Below are 15,597 nucleotides of genomic sequence, written 5' to 3'. Positions count from 1 at the left end.
CTGTGCTGCCGTTCCTCGAGGCCGTTCGGCTCAGGGCCGCTCGGTGAGCTCCTCGAAGAAACGCTCCACGGCCGGCCACATCCGGCCACCGCCGGACAGGCCGCGCCACTCCCGGCGGACGACCGCGAGCATGCGGAAGCAGTCGTCGACCGGGACGATCCAGTGGTGGTCGAGGCCGTGCACCGTGTTGACCAGCAGCGCCTCGACATCGGGGGTCATGCCGGCCAGCGGAGGACAGCCGGCCACCGCCCGCTGCCAGGCCGCCGCCGCCACCTCCCAGCGCATGGCCCCGGCCGGGCTCGGCCCCTCCGCGGTGACCGAGCCGTCGGCGCGCGGCACGAAGAAGACCAGGCCGACCGGGACCCCGAGGGCCGCGGTGTCGACCTTCGGGAGGCGGACCCGGCGGGTCGGGATCAGCCGGAACTGGCCGTCGCCCGCGCCGGTGCCCTGCCGGGCGTCGGCGAACAGCACCGAGCAGGCGCGGCACGCGCAGCGGACCTCGGCCTGCCCGGTGTCGTAGAGATGCGGGTGGTCCTCGGACAGCGGTTCGGCGCACAGGTCGCACACCTCCGCCCCGGCCGCCGGCTGCCGGTCGGCCGAGGAACGGATGAGGCGGGCCAGGGCTCCGCCGGTCGGTGTCCGGGTGGTCACCGGGCCTCCTGCGGCCGGCGCAGGGAGTCCAGGGGGACGAAGGCGGGCGCCGGGGTCTCGGGCACCGGCTGCACGTCGGCGAGCTCGGGGGCCGCGGCGAGCACCGCCTCCCGGACGGCGTCGGTCACCTCCGTGGTACCTCCGCCGCACCCCGAGCCGCAACCGCCGCCCGTGGCCAGCCGCACCCGGCCCACCGCGCCCTCCACCCCGGCCCACTCGACGTCACCGCCGCGCTCCCGCACGGCGGGACGCAGCCGCTCGACCGCGCGGGCGGCCCGGCGCTCGGGCGAGTCCGGGTGGATGTCGTGCAGGACCATGAGGTGGTCGAGCAGCTCGTCGTCGGCGAGCCGCTCGGCCAGGGGCGCGTCCGCGTGGTCGAGGACGCGGGCGAGCGCCTCGCCGTAGACCTCGGTCAGCAGCCGTACCGCCTCCACGGCCGAGCCGCCGGTCGGCCCCGGAGCGGACTCCAGGCTCTCCAGCAGCCCGTCGAGCCGGGCCAGCCGGGACTCGACCGCCGGGCCGTCGAGCCGTCCGTCAGCCATGGTTCGCCCCGTACACCGGCGAGTGGGTGACGCTCAGCGTCTTGCCCTTGCCCGTGTACATGTGGACACCGCACGGCAGGCAGGGGTCGAAGCTGCGGACCGTGCGCATGATGTCGACGCCCTTGAAGTCGTCCGGGCCGTTCTCCTCGAAGATCGGCTGGCCCATGACGGCGTCCTCGTACGGGCCCGGGGTGCCGAACTTGTCCCGCGGGCTGGCGTTCCACGGGGTCGGTGGGTACGGGTGGTAGTTGGCGATCTTCTTGTCCTTGATCACCAGGTGGTGCGAGAGGACCCCGCGCACGGCCTCGTGGAAGCCGCAGCCGATCGCCTCGTCCGGCACCTCGAAGTCCTCGAACACCTTGGTGTCGCCGGACCGGACCAGGCCCATCGCCTCGTCCAGGAACTGCAGGGCCATGGCGGCCGCGTACGCGACGAAGTACGGCCGGGCACGGTCGCGTTCGAGGGTGTTCGACCACTTCGGGATCTTCCACTCCAGCGTGGTCTCCGGCAGGCTCGCCCCCTTGGGCAGGGAGATCCGGACGCTGGTGCCGGTGGCCTTGATGTACGGCGTGTCGACGATGCCGCTCAGCGCGGTCGACCAGAGCCGGGCCAGCGGGCCGCCGCCGGTGTCCAGGGCCAGGTGGTCCCCGGTGCGCTGGTCGTACCAGCGGGGGCTCATCACCCAGCTGTAGTTGCCCTCGAAGTCCCGCTTCTGCGGCACCGGGAGCGTCGTCTGGTTCCACGGGTGCCGCATGTCGACGGGGTTGCCGAGCGGGTCGTGGGTGACGAAGGGGTCCTCGTTCACCCAGTCCTCGTAGAAGGAGCTGCCCAGCATGATCCTCAGGCCCAGGTTGATGTCGACCAGGCTGTTGGTGACCAGCTCGCCGTCGACCACGATGCCCGGGGTGACGTACATCGCCCGTCCCCAGCGCTCCATGTTCTCGTAGCGGTAGTCGACGACCTTCGGGTCCTGCCAGGCGCCCCAGCAGCCCAGGAGGATACGGCGCTTGCCGACCTCCTCGTAGCCGGGCAGCGCCTCGTAGAAGAAGTCGAAGACGTCGTCGTTCATGGCGACGGCCTTCTTCACGAAGTCGATGACGTGCATCAGCCGGCTCAGGTAGTCGGTGAACGCGGTCGGCGACGGCATGGTGCCGACACCGCCCGGATAGAGGGTGGAGGGGTGGACGTGCCGGCCCTCCATCAGGCAGAACATCTCGCGAGTGGTACGGGAGACCTTCAGGGCCTCCTTGTAGACCTCGCCCTCGAAGGGGTTGAAGGCCTTCATGATGTCGGCGATGGTCCGGTAGCCGTGGATGTCACCGCGCGGCGCGTTGGTCTTCTGCGCGCGGGCCAGGACGCTCGGGTTGGTGGCCTTGACCATCTGCTCGCAGAAGTCCACGAAGACCAGGTTGTCCTGGAAGATCGTGTGGTCGAACATGTACTCGGCCGCTTCGCCGAGGTTGACGATGTGCTCGGCGAGCGGCGGCGGCTTCACGCCGTACGCCATCTGCTGGGCGTAGTCGGAGCACGTCGTGTGGTTGTCGCCGCAGATGCCGCAGATACGGGAGGTGATGAACCCTGCGTCGCGCGGGTCCTTCCCCTTCATGAAGACGGAGTAGCCGCGGAAGAGGGAGGAGGTGCTGTGACACTCCACCACCTCCCGGTTGGCGAAGTCGATCTTCGTGTAGATGCCCAGGTTTCCGATGATCCGAGTGATCGGATCCCAGGACATGTCCACGATCTGCGCGGGCTTGCGCCCCTTTTGCCGGGCCTCGGTTGTCATCGGCGTTCGCTGACCTTTGCTGTGGGGGGACGGGGGTGGGGGGACTGGCCGTGGTGCGTCAGGGGCGCCAGCGCGGGGCGTAGCCGCTGGTGAGCTTGCGCTTGTTGTGGCGCCACTTCGGCTCGTGGTTGACCAGGTCGTTGGTGAAGCCGCGCAGCCTGCGGATGACCGCCCCGTACGGCTTGATCGCAAGCGAGGAGAGGGTGCCGCCGGGCGGCTCGTCCATGAACGGCATGAACGCGTCCGGGAAGCCCGGCATGGTGCAGCCGATGCAGATACCGCCGACGTTCGGGCAGCCGCCGATGCCGGCCATCCAGCCCCGCTTGGGCACGTTGCAGTTCACGACCGGACCCCAGCAGCCCGTCTTGACCAGGCACTTGGGCGAGTTGTAGTCCGTCGCGAAGGACGCCTGCTCGTAGTACGAGCCTCGGTCGCAGCCCTCGTGCACCGTGCGCCCGAACAGCCACTGCGGCCGCAGCATGTGGTCCAGCGGCGGCGGGGGCGCGGTGCCGGCGGCGTGGTAGAGCACCCAGACCAGGGTCTCCATGAAGTTCTCCGGCTGTACCGGGCAGCCCGGGATGTTCACCACCGGCAGCCCGGCCTGCGACTTGAAGTCCCAGCCGAGGTAGTCCGCGAGGCCCATGGCGCCGGTCGGGTTGCCGGCCATCGCGTGGATGCCGCCGAAGGTGGCGCAGGTGCCGACGGCCACCACCGCCCAGGCCCGGGGCGCCAGTTCGTCGATCCAGTCGTTGAGGGTCTGCGGCTGACCCGTCTCCGGGTCGTTGCCGAAGGACGTCCAGTAGCCCTCGCCCTCGATGATGTTCTGGTTCGGGATGGAGCCCTCGATGACGAGGATGAACGGCTCCAGCTCGCCCCGCGCCGCCTTCCGGTAGGGAGCGAGGAAGTCCTCGCCGCCCAGGCTCGGCGAGAGCACCTTGTTCACCAGGTTGACCTTCGGGATCCCCGGGATCAGGCCCAGGACCAGGTCCTCGATGGAGGGCTGGTCGGCGGCCGTCACGGAGACGGTGTCGCCGTCGCAGCTCATGCCTTCGGAGATCCAGAGGATGGTGATCTCGTCGAACCCCTGGTGTTCGCCGGCTCGGCCGGCCTCGCCGGCGACGGCCGTGGTGCCGTTCTTGCTGGTGCTCATGTGCTAGGCCTCCGATGGAGTGGGTCCCGGGGACGGCTCTTCAGCCGCCGCTGGGTCCGGGACGTCGGTGCCCCCGAGCGGCTCGACTTCGTCGGGCCGGAAGTAGTGGAAACGCCCGTACCAGCCGTGCAGTTCGGCCGCCGGGTCGTCGTCCACGGTGACGGCGAGATGGGTGCTGCCGTCCACGTCGTGGAAGACGGCGGCCACGGTCGCGGTCCGGCCGGCCAGGAACATGTCCTGGGCGTCGGCACCCCTGCCGCGCGGGCGCAGCCGCACGGGGCTGCCGCCACCGACCCGCACGCCGTCGACGAGGACCGTGTCGGTGGCCGGGGAGAGCCCGTCGTCGCCGCCTTCCTGCCACCAGGCGGGACGCGCGTCGGGGGAGGACTCGCCGGCCGGGCCGAGCGAGCGGATGGCACCGTGCAGGCGTTCGAAGACCTCAGGCGGCATGGTGTCGACCCGGTCGAGGATCTCGGCGGCCCGCGGGTCGGTGGCCCGGGCCTCCCGCTTCTCCTCGTCCGTCAGCAGCATGGTCCGCAGGGTGAGGATCTCGTCGATCTCACCGGCGTCGTGCAGGTCACCGGGGCTCTCCGGTGCCACCTGCGGATGGTCGGGGAGGATGATCGGCGACGAGAGCAGCAGGGCAGAGGCCGAGCCGTCCTCGGGGGCGGTGGCAGGTGGAGCACCGCCGAGCACCGGGAAGGTGAAGTCGTTGCGGCAGCTCCGGGTGGCCTTCTGGAGGGCCCGGCCCGGGTCGATCAGGGAGACGAACTCCGCGCCCTCGACGCCGAGGAGGGTGTGGGTGGCGATGAGCGCGTGCCGCAGGGCCAGGTCGCGCGGGGCGTGCGGATCCTCCACGTGCCCGTCGTTCGTGGTGCGCACCCGGAGCCGGAAGAGGTCCTCGCCGAGCCGCTCGGCCTCCAGGACGGCGCTCGCCCGCACCTCCGTCCGGCGACGTACGATCCGCCCGGCGCCGGAGGGCAGTTCCTCGGTGTCGGTCGCGGCCGGGGAGCCCACCGCGAACCTGTGCTCGCCCTCGTCCAGCGTGACCGTGAAGTCGGCCGCGCGGGCCACCGCCTCCGCGAAGGTCAGCTGCACGGTTCCGTCGTCACAGGTCAGCGACTCGACGGGCCGCCCGTCGGCGTCCTCGACCTGTTTGTGCTGCAGGTGCAGATACCGCACCCGTACCCGCAGCCGCACGGCCGCATCCGGCCGGCGCACCCGCAGCAGACACTCCGTCCGCTGGTACCAGGAGTCCGCCGCACCCGACATGCCCGCTCCGACCGGACCGTCGGCCTCCACCCAGTCGCGGGGGAAGAGGACCCCGAACTGCCAGCGGGCACGATTCTTCGGCGAGGACCGCCGATAGGGGTACAGGAGATAACCCTCGTAGAGCACGGCATCGGCGACGGCACTCATCGCTTCGAAGGTCGGCGCGGGGCGGCCGGAGCCGTCCACCAGGGCAGTGCGGGGCGCTCTGCCGTCGACCAGTCCCTCGGCCATGCAGCCTCCTCGGATCCGCGGGCGCGCCCATACCTTCCACCACGGTCACACCGGTCACGCCCGCGCGCCTCTTCTGGCCGAGCGGGGTTGGGCCGGACGGGGGGTGCCCGGGGGCGCGCCGGATCGGTGGGCGGAGGCGGCCCTGGCGGGACGGCCCTGGCGGGACGGCCCTGTCGGACGGAGTGCGGTCCGGGCGGACGGAGGCGGTCCGGGGGCGGACGGAGGCGGTCCTGGCGGCCGGACGGCTTGGGCCGACCGGGACCGTCTGGGCGGACCGTCTGCGCGGACCGAGAAGTCGATGCCGCAGGCCTGGGCAGACGGACGCGAGGTCGCAGTGGCGGCGGCCGGGGCGGTGTCAGGGGGCGACGAAAAGGGCGGGGAAGCGGGGCCCGAGCCAGGGCTTGCGTCCGTAGGCGAGCACCTGGCCCCGGGCCATGGCGAGCCACGGGTTGCGGCGGCCGAGGGCGATGAGCAGGAAGGCGACCGGATCGATGAGGATCGTGCAGTCCGCGTGGTCCGACGGCTCCGGGGCCACCTGCACGGCACCGTCGGACAGGGTGACGCCGAAGGCGCCGCCGCCACCGCGCAGCCGGATCGTGTAGCGGGCGGTCAGACCGGCGGTGGCCGTGCCGTCCGCCACGGCCGGCATCACCGAGAGCAGGAACGGCACGCACCACGCGACCCGTTCGGCGTCGATCATGTGCGGCCGGCGCACCGCACGGGCGAGGTCGTAGCCGTGGCCGAGCATGTGGGTGAGCAGATAGGAGGCGAGTACGGACCGGTCCATCGGGCCGAGCGGGGTCACCGGCGCCGGACCGTCGGCCGCCGCGGTCAGCGCGTCGGCGCAACGCTCCGCCTGCTCGGTGATCATGGCCGCGAGCGGCGCCGCCCGGCGCTCCCCGAACACGGCCAGCGACTCGGAGTTGGCCGCCGCCAGGCTCTGTGCTGTGCCGTCCCCGTACGGCCGTTCCCGCCCCACGGCGAGGTCGGCCATCAGCTCGTTGGCGAGCGCGAGGTGGGCCGCCGCCTCGCCGACCGTCCACAGCGATCCCGGTACGGCGGTATCCGTGTCGGCGACGCCGTCGAGGACGGCCGTGATGTCGGCGGCGGTCTGCCGTATCGCCTGCCCGAGCCCCGCGGGCAGCGCCCCGTGGACGTCCTGCCGTGCCGCCTGATCCACGCCGGTCACCCCCTGTTCTGTCGCGCGGTACCCAATCAGACGCACGGGCGCGCCACAACCCCCGCGGCGATCACCGTGCCCCGAGCCCTCGCAGGAAGGTGTCGACGACCGTGTCGGCGGCCTGGGCCGCGCCGAGTTCGGGCAGCTGCTGCGACGCCAGGTGCATGAGCTGCGGCAGCAGTGAACTCGCCCAGGCGGGCGGCAGGTCGTCGCGGAGCAGCCCCTCCTCGGTGGCCCGCCGCAGGAAGTCGTCCACCTCCCGGACCAGGGCGTCGCGCCGCTCCCGGATCGCGTCGTCGGCCTTCAGCCGGGTGAGTTCCACGGGCCACTTGCGATTGACGGCGATGATCTCCTCGACGTACCTGTGCAGCGCCACGGCGACCGGGGCCTCGCGCAGCCTGGCGTGCTCGACAGCCCGCTCGACCGCGTCGTACCGAGCCTCGTAGATGGCCGCCAGCAGCTCCTCGCGGGACGCGAACCGCCGGTAGACGGTGCGCCGGTCGACACCGGCCTCGGCGGCGATCGCGGCGATGCTCGCGCCCGGATCGGCGGCGAGCATACGGGCCCCGGTGGTCAGAACGGCTTCCAGATTGCGTGCTGCGTCGGCTCTCACGGGCCAGAGCATATCCGGAACTGTGGAACCTGTCCCACCTTCCGCGACTCACGCGAGGCCCCAGTGACAGTAAGTGCTACATTGGAGTGACAGATAACCGAGTAGGTTCTTCGAATCCTCCGGAGAGAGCACATGATCACTTACGGCCGTCTCTACGTCGCGGGCTCGTGGACGGCGCCCAGCGACCCGGCGCTCCTCGACATCCGTTCGCCGCACGACCAGGAGGTCATCGGCCGTGCCGCCCAGGCCCGGCCCGCCGACGTCGACCGCGCTCATCCCCGCGCTGCTGGCCGGCAACACCGTCGTGCTGAAGGTGTCCCCGGAGAACTCGCTGAGCATGGGGCTGCTCGCCGAACTGCTGGAGCGGGCCGGGCTGCCGGAAGGCGTGATCAGCGTCCTCCCCGCCGACCGGGAGACCAGCGAGTACCTCGTCTCGCACCGTGACATCGACAAGATCGCGTTCACCGGCTCGACCCGGGCCGGCCGCAGGATCGCCGCCATCGCCGGCGAGCAGCTGAAGCGGGTCAGCCTGGAGCTGGGCGGCAAGTCGGCCGCGATCATCCTGCCGGACGCGGATCTCGACCGGGCGGTGCCGGGACTGCCGTCCGGGCAGGAGGTCTGCAGGCCCTCGCTGCAGTACACGCAGGTGTTGTCGGCCCAGACGAAGGGCGCCACGACGACGTCGCCGGGCTTGAGGGTGCGTACCTGGGAGCCGACTTCCTCGACGACGCCGAGGAACTCGTGGCCCATGTGGCGCGGATTGTCGGTGGGCGCCAGGGACTTGTAGGGCCACAGGTCGCTGCCGCAGACGCAGGACAGCACGATCCGCACGACGGCGTCGGTCGGCCGCTGGATCTTGCAGTCCGCCGAGGACCAGGACGTGGGCGTTGGTGATCCAGGACGGCCCGGTCTCGGAGAACCCGATGTCGGAGCGGATCTGCGGCAGCCCCGTGAAGACGATCGAGTTGTCGAGGATGACCATGAAGTAGCTGACGCAGATGATCGCAAGGATGAGCGTCGCGTGGACCGGGAGTCCCGTCGGGCCGCGCCGCCGCGGGTCCCGGCGCGCGCTGTGCGGCGGTGGTCATCGCGTCACCGGCCCCGTCGTCGGCGTCGTGCCTTGACGGCCTCGCGCTTCCTCGCGGCACGGGTCGACGCCGTGCCCGGCACGGACGTCGCCGGCTTTGTACATGAGTGCTGCGCGCACGGTGTTCCCTGAGGTCGGTTCCATCGGGCCCGTCGAGGACGTGCAGCCCTCGGCCTCCTCCAGCCAACCGCGGACGGACGCGCAGGTGGGAGTCACTCCTGTTCCAGGTAATGGCAGTACCTCGCAGGCGTTCACCGACGCACCTACCGTGAGGGGGCGGGCCAGGCCCACACGACGCCGACCGGTCCGAGGACCCGCCCGCCGAGGCGCTGCCGATCAACCTCCCGAGGCCTGACCATGACTGAGAGTGACAAGAAGAAGGACCTGGCCGGCGAGGTGCGTGAGTTCCTGAGCACCCGGCGGGGGCGTATCACCCCGGAGCAGGCCGGGCTGCCGGTCTACGGCGGGAACCGCCGGGTGGCGGGGCTGCGCCGGGAGGAGGTCGCTCTGCTGGCGGGCATGAGCGTGGACTACTACGTCCGGCTGGAGCGCGGAAACCTCAGCGGTGCCTCCGACTCCGTGCTCGAAGCCCTCGCCCGCGCCCTGCAGCTCGACGAGGCCGAGCGCGCCCACCTCTACGACCTGGCCCGCGCGGCGGCCCCGTCGGGCCGCCGGTCCGCGGTGACCGCGTCCCGGGTGCGGCCCACGATCCTGCGGCTGCTCGATTCCATGACCGACGTGCCGGCGTACGTGCGCAACGCCCGGTTCGACATCCTGGCCGCCAACACGCTGGGCCGGGCCCTGTACGCGCCGCTTTTCGACTCGCCCCTGTTCGCCCGGCGCGGGCCGGTCAACACCGCCCGATTCATGTTCCTGGACCCGGCGAGCCGTGAGTTCTGGACCGACTGGGACAAGGGCGCCGACGACGCGGTGGCCTTCCTGCGTGCCGAGACGGGACGGGCGCCGCACGACAGGGTGCTGACCGACCTGGTCGGCGAGCTGACGACGAGGAGCGACGACTTCGCCCGCCGGTGGGCACGCCACGACGTGAAGTTCCACCGCTCGGGCGTGAAGTACCTGCACCATCCGCTGGTCGGCGATCTCGCCCTTCCCTACGAGGCGATGGACCTGCCCTCCGACCCTGGCCTCCGCCTCAACTTCTACACGCCCGAACCGGACTCCCGGGAGCGGGAGGCACTCGCCCTCCTCGCCGGCTGGGTGGGCACCGGAACCGGCGTCCCCTCCCGGAACGACTGACCACCAAGAGGCGCCGCAGCCATCCGGGACCGCGGATGCGCCGCGGGGGAGGGAGCTCAGTTCTCCCGCGGCCGCCCGGCGAGGGCTTCCCGTGTCGCGGCCCAGGAGGCGAGCAGGCGCAGGCCCTCTTCGGAGGGCGAGCCGGGTTCGGCGGTGTAGACGGTGACGGTGAGGCCGGGTTCGGCCGTCATCTCCAGGCCCTCGTAGGCGAGGGTGATGTCTCCGACGGCCTCGTGGTGGAAGTTCTTGGTGCCGGTGCCGTGGTGGCGGACGTTGTGGGCGCCCCAGCGGGTCCGGAAGTCGTCACTGCGGGTGGAGAGCTCCCCGACGAGGTCGTGCAGCTCCTTGTCGTGGGGGTTGCGGCCGGCCTCGGTGCGCAGGATCGCGACGGTGATGTCGGCGGCGGGGCCCCAGTCGGGGTAGAAACGACGGGCAGCGGGGTCCAGGAAGGCGAAGCGCGCGAGGTTCGCCTGGTTGTGGGGGTTCGCGTAGACATCGCTGTAGAACGCGCGGGCGAGCGTGTTGGTGCCGAGGATGTCCATGCGGCCGTTGCGGACGAAGGCGGGGCCTGCGGTGATCGCGTCGAGTGTCCACTGCAGGCTCGGGTGCGGGGTCCACTGCCGGGCCGGGCGTCGGCGCCGCGGGCGGGTGAGCGCGTCGGAGCCGTCGGCGGCCTGGGCCAGATGGACGAGATGGGCGCGTTCGGCGTCGTCGAGGCGAAGGGCACGGGCGACGGATTCCAGGACGGCGGGGGAGGCACCGGCGAGACTGCCGCGTTCGAGCTTGGCGTAGTACTCCACGCTCATGTCGGCGAGGGCCGCGACTTCACTGCGGCGCAGCCCGGGGACGCGGCGCCGGGTCCCGGACGGCAGTCCGGCCTGCTCAGGGGTGATCTTGGCGCGCCGCGAGGTGAGGAACTCGCGGACCTCCTGTTGGTTGTCCACCCTTCGACCGTACGTGCAGCGGGCCGCAGGAGGGATGTACTGCCGGTACACCCATCGACGGTGACTGGCCGGCCGCCATCGGGGGCGGTTACCTGGAGCACGTGGCGCTGTCCCCGGCCGTCCGTCGGCGGGGACGGGGCCGCCCGCCCCCGGCGCGCGGACACCTCGCGGCCCAGGGCCGGGCCTACGCGGACCGCCCTCAGCGGTCCCCGTTCCACGTGAGCAAAGGAACCCTCATGCGCGGCGCAGTGATCCATGCCCCCGGCGACGTCCGCTTCGAGACGCTGGACGACCCGAAGATCCTCCACCCCACCGACGCGGTCATCCGCACGGCCGTCACCTGTGTGTGCGGCTCCGACCTGTGGCCCTGGCGCGGCCTGGAGCCGATCGGCGGCGCCCACCCGATGGGCCACGAGTACGTCGGCTTCGTCGAGGAGGTCGGCTCCGAGGTCACGGCCGTGAAGCCGGGCCAGTTCGTCGTCGGCTCGTTCGCCACCTCCGACAACACCTGCGCCAACTGCCGCAACGGCTTCCCGTCGAACTGCCTGCACCGCGAGTTCATGAGCACCTGCCAGGCCGACTATGTCCGTATTCCCAACGCCCAGGGCACCCTGGTCGCCATGGACGAGGTGCCGGGCGAAGAGCTCTGGCCCGGTCTGCTGGCCGTCTCCGACGTCATGGGCACCGGCTGGTGGGCCGCCGAAGCCGCCGAGGTCAAGCCCGGCTCCACCGCCGTGGTCGTGGGCGACGGCGCGGTCGGACTGTGCGCGGTGATCGCCGCCAAGGAGATGGGCGCCGAGCGGATCATCGCCATGAGCCGCCACGAGTCCCGGCAGAAACTGGCCCGCGAGTTCGGCGCCACCGACATCGTCACCGAGCGCGGCGACGAGGGCATCGCCCGGATCAAGGACCTCACCGGCGGCATCGGCGCCGACAGCGTCCTGGAGTGCGTGGGCACCGCCGAGGCCATGCAGCAGGCGCTGCGCTCCACCCGCCCCGGCGGCAACGTCGGCTTCGTCGGCGTTCCGCACGACGTCGCCGTCGACGGGCAGGAGCTCTTCTTCTCCCACGTCGGCCTGCGCGGCGGCCCCGCCCCCGTGCGCCGCTGCCTGCCCGACCTCATCGAACGCGTCGTGACCGGCCGGATCGACCCGGGCAGGGTCTTCGACCTCACCCTGCCCCTCGACCAGGTCGCCGAGGGCTACCGGGCCATGGACGAGCGCCGAGCCGTCAAGGCACTCCTCAAGCCCTGACGACGAAGGAGCGACAGCATGCCCAAGCAGTCCGCACCCAAGGAGCTGGAGGCGATCGCGCCCAAGCTCGTCGAGGTCACCGACGAGGTGCTCTTCGGTGACGTATGGGAGCGCCCCGGTCTCTCACCACGCGATCGCAGCCTGGTGACCGTCAGTGTCCTCGCCGCGCTCTACCGCGGCGAACAGCTGCCCTACCACCTGGGCGTGGCACTGGAGAACGGCCTGAGCGTCGAGGAGCTCTCCGAGGCCATCACCCACCTGGCCTTCTACGCCGGCTGGCCCAACGCCATGACTGCGATCAACCAGCTCAAGGCGCTCACCGAAGAGCGCGACGCCTGACCCTCGCACACCACTTCCCCGCAACCGCACAGCAAGGAACGCCCTCCGTGGAACTCGTCACGCAGACCCCGACCGCCAAGGCCCCGGCCGAGCGCTTCACCGGCGACGTCTACCTCAACATGATCGAGACCCCCGCCGAGCCGGCCCGGCTGGCGATCGCCCTGGTCCGCTTCACCCCCGGTGCCCGCACCCACTGGCACTCCCACGCCAACGGCCAGATCCTCTACATCACCGACGGCGTCGGCCTCGTCGGCACCCGCGACGGCGACGTCGTACGCGTCAGCGCCGGCCAGACCGTCAAGTGCCCGCCCGGTGAGGAGCACTGGCACGGCGGCACCGACACCACCCTCATGGCGCACCTCGCCATGGTGGCCGGCGAGGCCGGCGGTGACGGCACCACCTGGCTGGAACCGGTGACCGACGAGCAGTACGCCGAAGCGCTCGCCACCGTCACCCGCTGAGGGCCGCTGGCCTGATGCGGTGCCAGGAGGCGTTGCAGGCGGACGGTCATCGCGTCCCGGGCGCCGAGCCACACGGCCGTGCTGAGTTCGGCCAGTGGCCGGGCGACAGCCCGGCCGACGCCCTTGTCGGCGGTTGCCTTACTCGGTGGGGGTGTTCAGGCGGCACCAGGAGGTGGTCCGGCAATCACCAGGCTTCCGTGCGATACATGTCACGCATCGTCATGTATGGAAGGTCACATCTGACCTGGACGGGGCTATACATGTCAGCGCGTGGCAGGTATTCCGAGGATCCTGGAAGCATGAAGTCCGACCGCCTGCTGGCCTTCCTCCTGCTGCTCCAGACGCACGGCCGGCTGCCGGCCCCCGATCTGGCCGGTCGCCTGGAGGTCTCGGTCCGCACCGTGTTCCGTGACGTGGAGGCCCTCTCCGCGGCCGGTGTACCCGTGTACGCGGAGCGCGGGCGCAACGGCGGCATCGCGCTCGTGCCCGGCTACCGCACCGACGTCACCGGACTCACCGCCGACGAGGCCCGCGCCCTTTTCGTCCTGCTGGCCGACCGCACCCACGCCGACCTGGGCCTGAGGCAGGCCATCGGCTCGGCTCTGCGGAAGGTCATGGCCGCCTTGCCGGAGGCGCACCGTGGCGCTGCCGAACTCGTCAGCAGGCGCATCCTGGTCGATCCCGTACGGTGGCGCACCGGCCCGGCCCCGGCGGTCGACCTCGGCGGCATGCAGGCGGCGGTCTTCGACGACCGGCGGCTGCGACTGCGGTACCGGAGTGGCGAGGACGGCCGGGTCCGGATGTACACGCTCGATCCGTACGGCCTGGTCGACAAGGCCGGCGTCTGGTACCTGGTGGCCGACCATCGGGGCGTGCCGAGGTTGTTCCGCGCCGACCGCGTCCTCTCCGCGCAGGTGACCGACGAGCCCGTCCGGCGGCGCAAGGGGGTGGAACTGGCCGACGTCTGGGACGAACTCCGCCGTCAGATCGACGAGGCGCCCGCGGACGTGCGCGCGGTGGTGCGGGTCCGCCGCGCCGTCCTGGGCCGGTTCCTGCGCCTGCATCAGGCGGACCTGGCGGGCCTGCCGCCGGCCTTCGGTGCCGCCGAAGCCGAATCCGACGCCGGGGAGTGGACGGAACTGGAGCTGCGCTTCCGTGCGCTCGGGGCGGCCCGGCCACTGCTGGCCTTCGGCACCGACGTCGAAGTCCTCTCACCGCCGGAACTGCGCGCGGAACTCGCCCGGGTCGCCGCGGACATCGCCGGCCTCTACCGAGGCGGGTGACACAGCGGGCAGGCCTGACCGGAACACATCGCCGGCACCTGGCGCGGTGCTCCCACGCGCTGCGACGACGAGCCCGCGGGATGTCGGGGATCCGTCCCGAATACATGACGCGGGATGACATGTATGGCCCTGCAAGATGGGCATCACAGTGGTGGTCCGCGATTTCGGAGGGCTTATGAAAGGCCAGCTTTCCTTCATTTCCTCAGCGAATGAAGGAACGGAGGAAAAGCCGTCCGTCCGGCCTCGACGGGCCTGGCTCGGAGTGGTGTCGGCCGAGCATGCCCGGTACGCCGCCCGGTACGGCTGGATCCAGCTCAACCACGGCTACCGCCGCAATCTCGCCCGGCTGGGACGCGGCGACGGGTTCGTCATCTACTCGCCCACCGAGCGCCTGGGGGAGAAGGCGAAACTCCGCGCATTCACGGCGCTGGGAGTCGTCGCCGACGACGAGCCGTACCTCGCGGACGAGGTCATGGACATGGGTGCCAGGGGCACGTTTCGGCCCTGGCGCCGGGTGGTCGACTTCGCGCCGGTGCACGCCGTCGAGCTGGGCGCCGTCGCCCCCGACCTGATCCTCACCCAGCAGCCGAACTGGGGCTACGGACTGCGCTTCGGCCTGGTGCCGCTGGCCGTCGAGGACTTCGAACTGCTCCGCGACGCGATGGCGCGCTGAGCACACGGCGCGGCGCTGTGGAGCAGCGCTGATTGTCCCGATCATTCCGGGCATTTGGCCGCGGGCCGTTCTTTGCGCACATCGCGGGAATGCCTGTCAAGCGCGAGGTTCAGCACGCGAGAAAAGGGCTTTCGGGCGGCCTTATCCGGCGGTTTCACGGTGGTAGCCTCGAATGAGTGAGCAATCGACTCGTCGTCAAAGGCGGCCGTCAGCACAGTCTCCGTGACGTGTGCGTGGAATTTCCGAGGGGCTCGCTCGTCGTCTTCACGGGTGTTTCCGGTTCAGGTAAGTCGAGCCTGGCGTTCGACACCATATTCGCGGAAGGGCGGCGACGTGATGTGGAATCGCTGTCCGCGTACGCACGGCAATTCCTGGGGCAGCTGGGCAAGCCCGATGCCGACGCCGTCGAGGGACTGTCCCCCGCGATCGCCGTCGACCAGAGGACAACCGGACACAACCCGCGCTCCACGGTCGGCACCCTCACCGAGGTGTACGACCACCTGCGTCTGCTCTACGCCCGGACCGGCCGCCCGCACTGCCCCGAGTGCGGTGAGCCGGTCAGCCGCCAGACCCCGCGGCGCATCGTCGACCAGCTGCTGAGCAGGGCACCCGTTTCCGGCTCCTCGCCCCCGTCGTCCGCGACCGTAAAGGCGAACACGCCGAGGTGTTCCGGCAGTTGAGCTCGGACGGGTTCAGCCGCGTGCACGTCGACGGCACCGTGTTCGCCGGCCCCGAGGGCGGCCGGCGCGGCGGACAGGTGATCGCCGAGGGCACCCCGGAGCAGATCGCGGCCCACCCCGGGTCGCACACCGGCAGGTTCCTCGGCCCATTGCTGAAGGAGGCGGTCGCATGAGTGCCGTACTGCGGAGCGCGCCGGA

General features: G+C 71.4%; 14 protein-coding genes and 3 pseudogenes. 8 read left to right on the top strand and 9 right to left on the bottom strand.

Annotation, left to right across the window (positions count from 1 at the left end; translation table 11 throughout):
* Positions 1 to 30: 30 nt before the first annotated feature.
* The 7 genes from ACFY6U_RS08115 to ACFY6U_RS08085 form a co-directional block, all read right to left on the bottom strand.
* Positions 31 to 651 (bottom strand): DUF5947 family protein, encoded by a 621-nt coding sequence (locus ACFY6U_RS08115; protein ID WP_390035829.1) that lies wholly within the window; start codon positions 649 to 651, stop codon positions 31 to 33.
* Positions 648 to 1,193, bottom strand: coding sequence for a NifU family protein (locus tag ACFY6U_RS08110; protein WP_390035827.1), 546 nt, complete (start codon positions 1,191 to 1,193; stop codon positions 648 to 650). Before ACFY6U_RS08110 ends, ACFY6U_RS08115 begins: the two co-directional genes overlap by 4 nt.
* On the bottom strand, positions 1,186 to 2,976 hold the full coding sequence (locus tag ACFY6U_RS08105) for a nickel-dependent hydrogenase large subunit (protein ID WP_390035825.1): 1,791 nt from the start codon (positions 2,974 to 2,976) through the stop codon (positions 1,186 to 1,188). Before ACFY6U_RS08105 ends, ACFY6U_RS08110 begins: the two co-directional genes overlap by 8 nt.
* A gap of 58 nt (positions 2,977 to 3,034) precedes the next feature.
* Positions 3,035 to 4,126, bottom strand: a complete 1,092-nt coding sequence (locus tag ACFY6U_RS08100) for a hydrogenase expression protein HypE (protein WP_390035823.1) — start codon at positions 4,124 to 4,126, stop codon at positions 3,035 to 3,037.
* A 3-nt stretch (positions 4,127 to 4,129) separates the two neighbouring features.
* Positions 4,130 to 5,629 carry a hypothetical protein gene (locus ACFY6U_RS08095; protein WP_390035821.1) on the bottom strand — a complete coding sequence of 500 codons (1,500 nt, stop codon included), beginning with the start codon at positions 5,627 to 5,629 and terminating at the stop codon, positions 4,130 to 4,132.
* Between the two features lie 355 nt (positions 5,630 to 5,984).
* Positions 5,985 to 6,809: a maleylpyruvate isomerase family mycothiol-dependent enzyme gene (locus ACFY6U_RS08090; RefSeq protein WP_390035820.1), complete on the bottom strand. Its 825-nt coding sequence runs from the start codon at positions 6,807 to 6,809 to the stop codon at positions 5,985 to 5,987.
* A 70-nt stretch (positions 6,810 to 6,879) separates the two neighbouring features.
* Positions 6,880 to 7,368: a TetR/AcrR family transcriptional regulator gene (locus tag ACFY6U_RS08085; protein WP_390036544.1), complete on the bottom strand. Its 489-nt coding sequence runs from the start codon at positions 7,366 to 7,368 to the stop codon at positions 6,880 to 6,882.
* 186 nt (positions 7,369 to 7,554) lie between these two features.
* Between ACFY6U_RS08085 and ACFY6U_RS08080 the strand changes: the two are divergent.
* Positions 7,555 to 8,023 (top strand): annotated as a pseudogene (locus tag ACFY6U_RS08080) (aldehyde dehydrogenase family protein); the annotation flags it as partial.
* Here the strand turns inward: ACFY6U_RS08080 and ACFY6U_RS08075 are convergent.
* Positions 8,023 to 8,277 (bottom strand): annotated as a pseudogene (locus ACFY6U_RS08075) (alcohol dehydrogenase catalytic domain-containing protein); the annotation flags it as partial. The pseudogenes ACFY6U_RS08080 and ACFY6U_RS08075 overlap by 1 nt on opposite strands.
* A 589-nt stretch (positions 8,278 to 8,866) precedes the next feature.
* Here ACFY6U_RS08075 and ACFY6U_RS08070 point away from each other — a divergent pair.
* Complete coding sequence (locus tag ACFY6U_RS08070; protein WP_390035818.1) at positions 8,867 to 9,766, top strand: helix-turn-helix transcriptional regulator; 900 nt, start codon at positions 8,867 to 8,869, stop codon at positions 9,764 to 9,766.
* A 56-nt stretch (positions 9,767 to 9,822) separates the two neighbouring features.
* Here ACFY6U_RS08070 and ACFY6U_RS08065 read toward each other — a convergent pair whose 3' ends face one another.
* On the bottom strand, positions 9,823 to 10,710 hold the full coding sequence (locus tag ACFY6U_RS08065; protein WP_390035816.1) for a helix-turn-helix transcriptional regulator: 888 nt from the start codon (positions 10,708 to 10,710) through the stop codon (positions 9,823 to 9,825).
* A gap of 236 nt (positions 10,711 to 10,946) precedes the next feature.
* Here ACFY6U_RS08065 and ACFY6U_RS08060 point away from each other — a divergent pair, with 236 nt between their 5' ends.
* The 6 genes and pseudogenes from ACFY6U_RS08060 to ACFY6U_RS08035 form a co-directional block, all read left to right on the top strand.
* Positions 10,947 to 11,963 (top strand): zinc-dependent alcohol dehydrogenase family protein, encoded by a 1,017-nt coding sequence (locus ACFY6U_RS08060; RefSeq protein ID WP_390035814.1) that lies wholly within the window; start codon positions 10,947 to 10,949, stop codon positions 11,961 to 11,963.
* 18 nt (positions 11,964 to 11,981) lie between these two features.
* Positions 11,982 to 12,302, top strand: coding sequence for a carboxymuconolactone decarboxylase family protein (locus ACFY6U_RS08055; protein ID WP_390035812.1), 321 nt, complete (start codon positions 11,982 to 11,984; stop codon positions 12,300 to 12,302).
* 47 nt (positions 12,303 to 12,349) lie between these two features.
* Positions 12,350 to 12,763, top strand: a complete 414-nt coding sequence (locus tag ACFY6U_RS08050) for a cupin domain-containing protein (protein ID WP_390035810.1) — start codon at positions 12,350 to 12,352, stop codon at positions 12,761 to 12,763.
* Between the two features lie 299 nt (positions 12,764 to 13,062).
* The gene (locus tag ACFY6U_RS08045) at positions 13,063 to 14,046 is read left to right on the top strand and encodes a helix-turn-helix transcriptional regulator (RefSeq protein ID WP_390035808.1); all 984 of its coding nucleotides are present in this window, start codon (positions 13,063 to 13,065) and stop codon (positions 14,044 to 14,046) included.
* 136 nt (positions 14,047 to 14,182) lie between these two features.
* Positions 14,183 to 14,719 carry an EVE domain-containing protein gene (locus ACFY6U_RS08040; RefSeq protein WP_390035806.1) on the top strand — a complete coding sequence of 179 codons (537 nt, stop codon included), beginning with the start codon at positions 14,183 to 14,185 and terminating at the stop codon, positions 14,717 to 14,719.
* Positions 14,720 to 14,895: 176 nt separating this feature from the next.
* Positions 14,896 to 15,434: pseudogene (locus ACFY6U_RS08035) on the top strand (excinuclease ABC subunit A); the annotation flags it as partial.
* Positions 15,435 to 15,597 lie beyond the last annotated feature (163 nt).

Source organism: Streptomyces sp. NPDC013157 (assembly GCF_042899865.1).
Taxonomy (GTDB): Bacteria; Actinomycetota; Actinomycetes; order Streptomycetales; family Streptomycetaceae; genus Streptomyces.
Note: the sequence above shows the minus strand (reverse complement) of the source record. Positions and strands in the feature narration are given on the sequence as shown.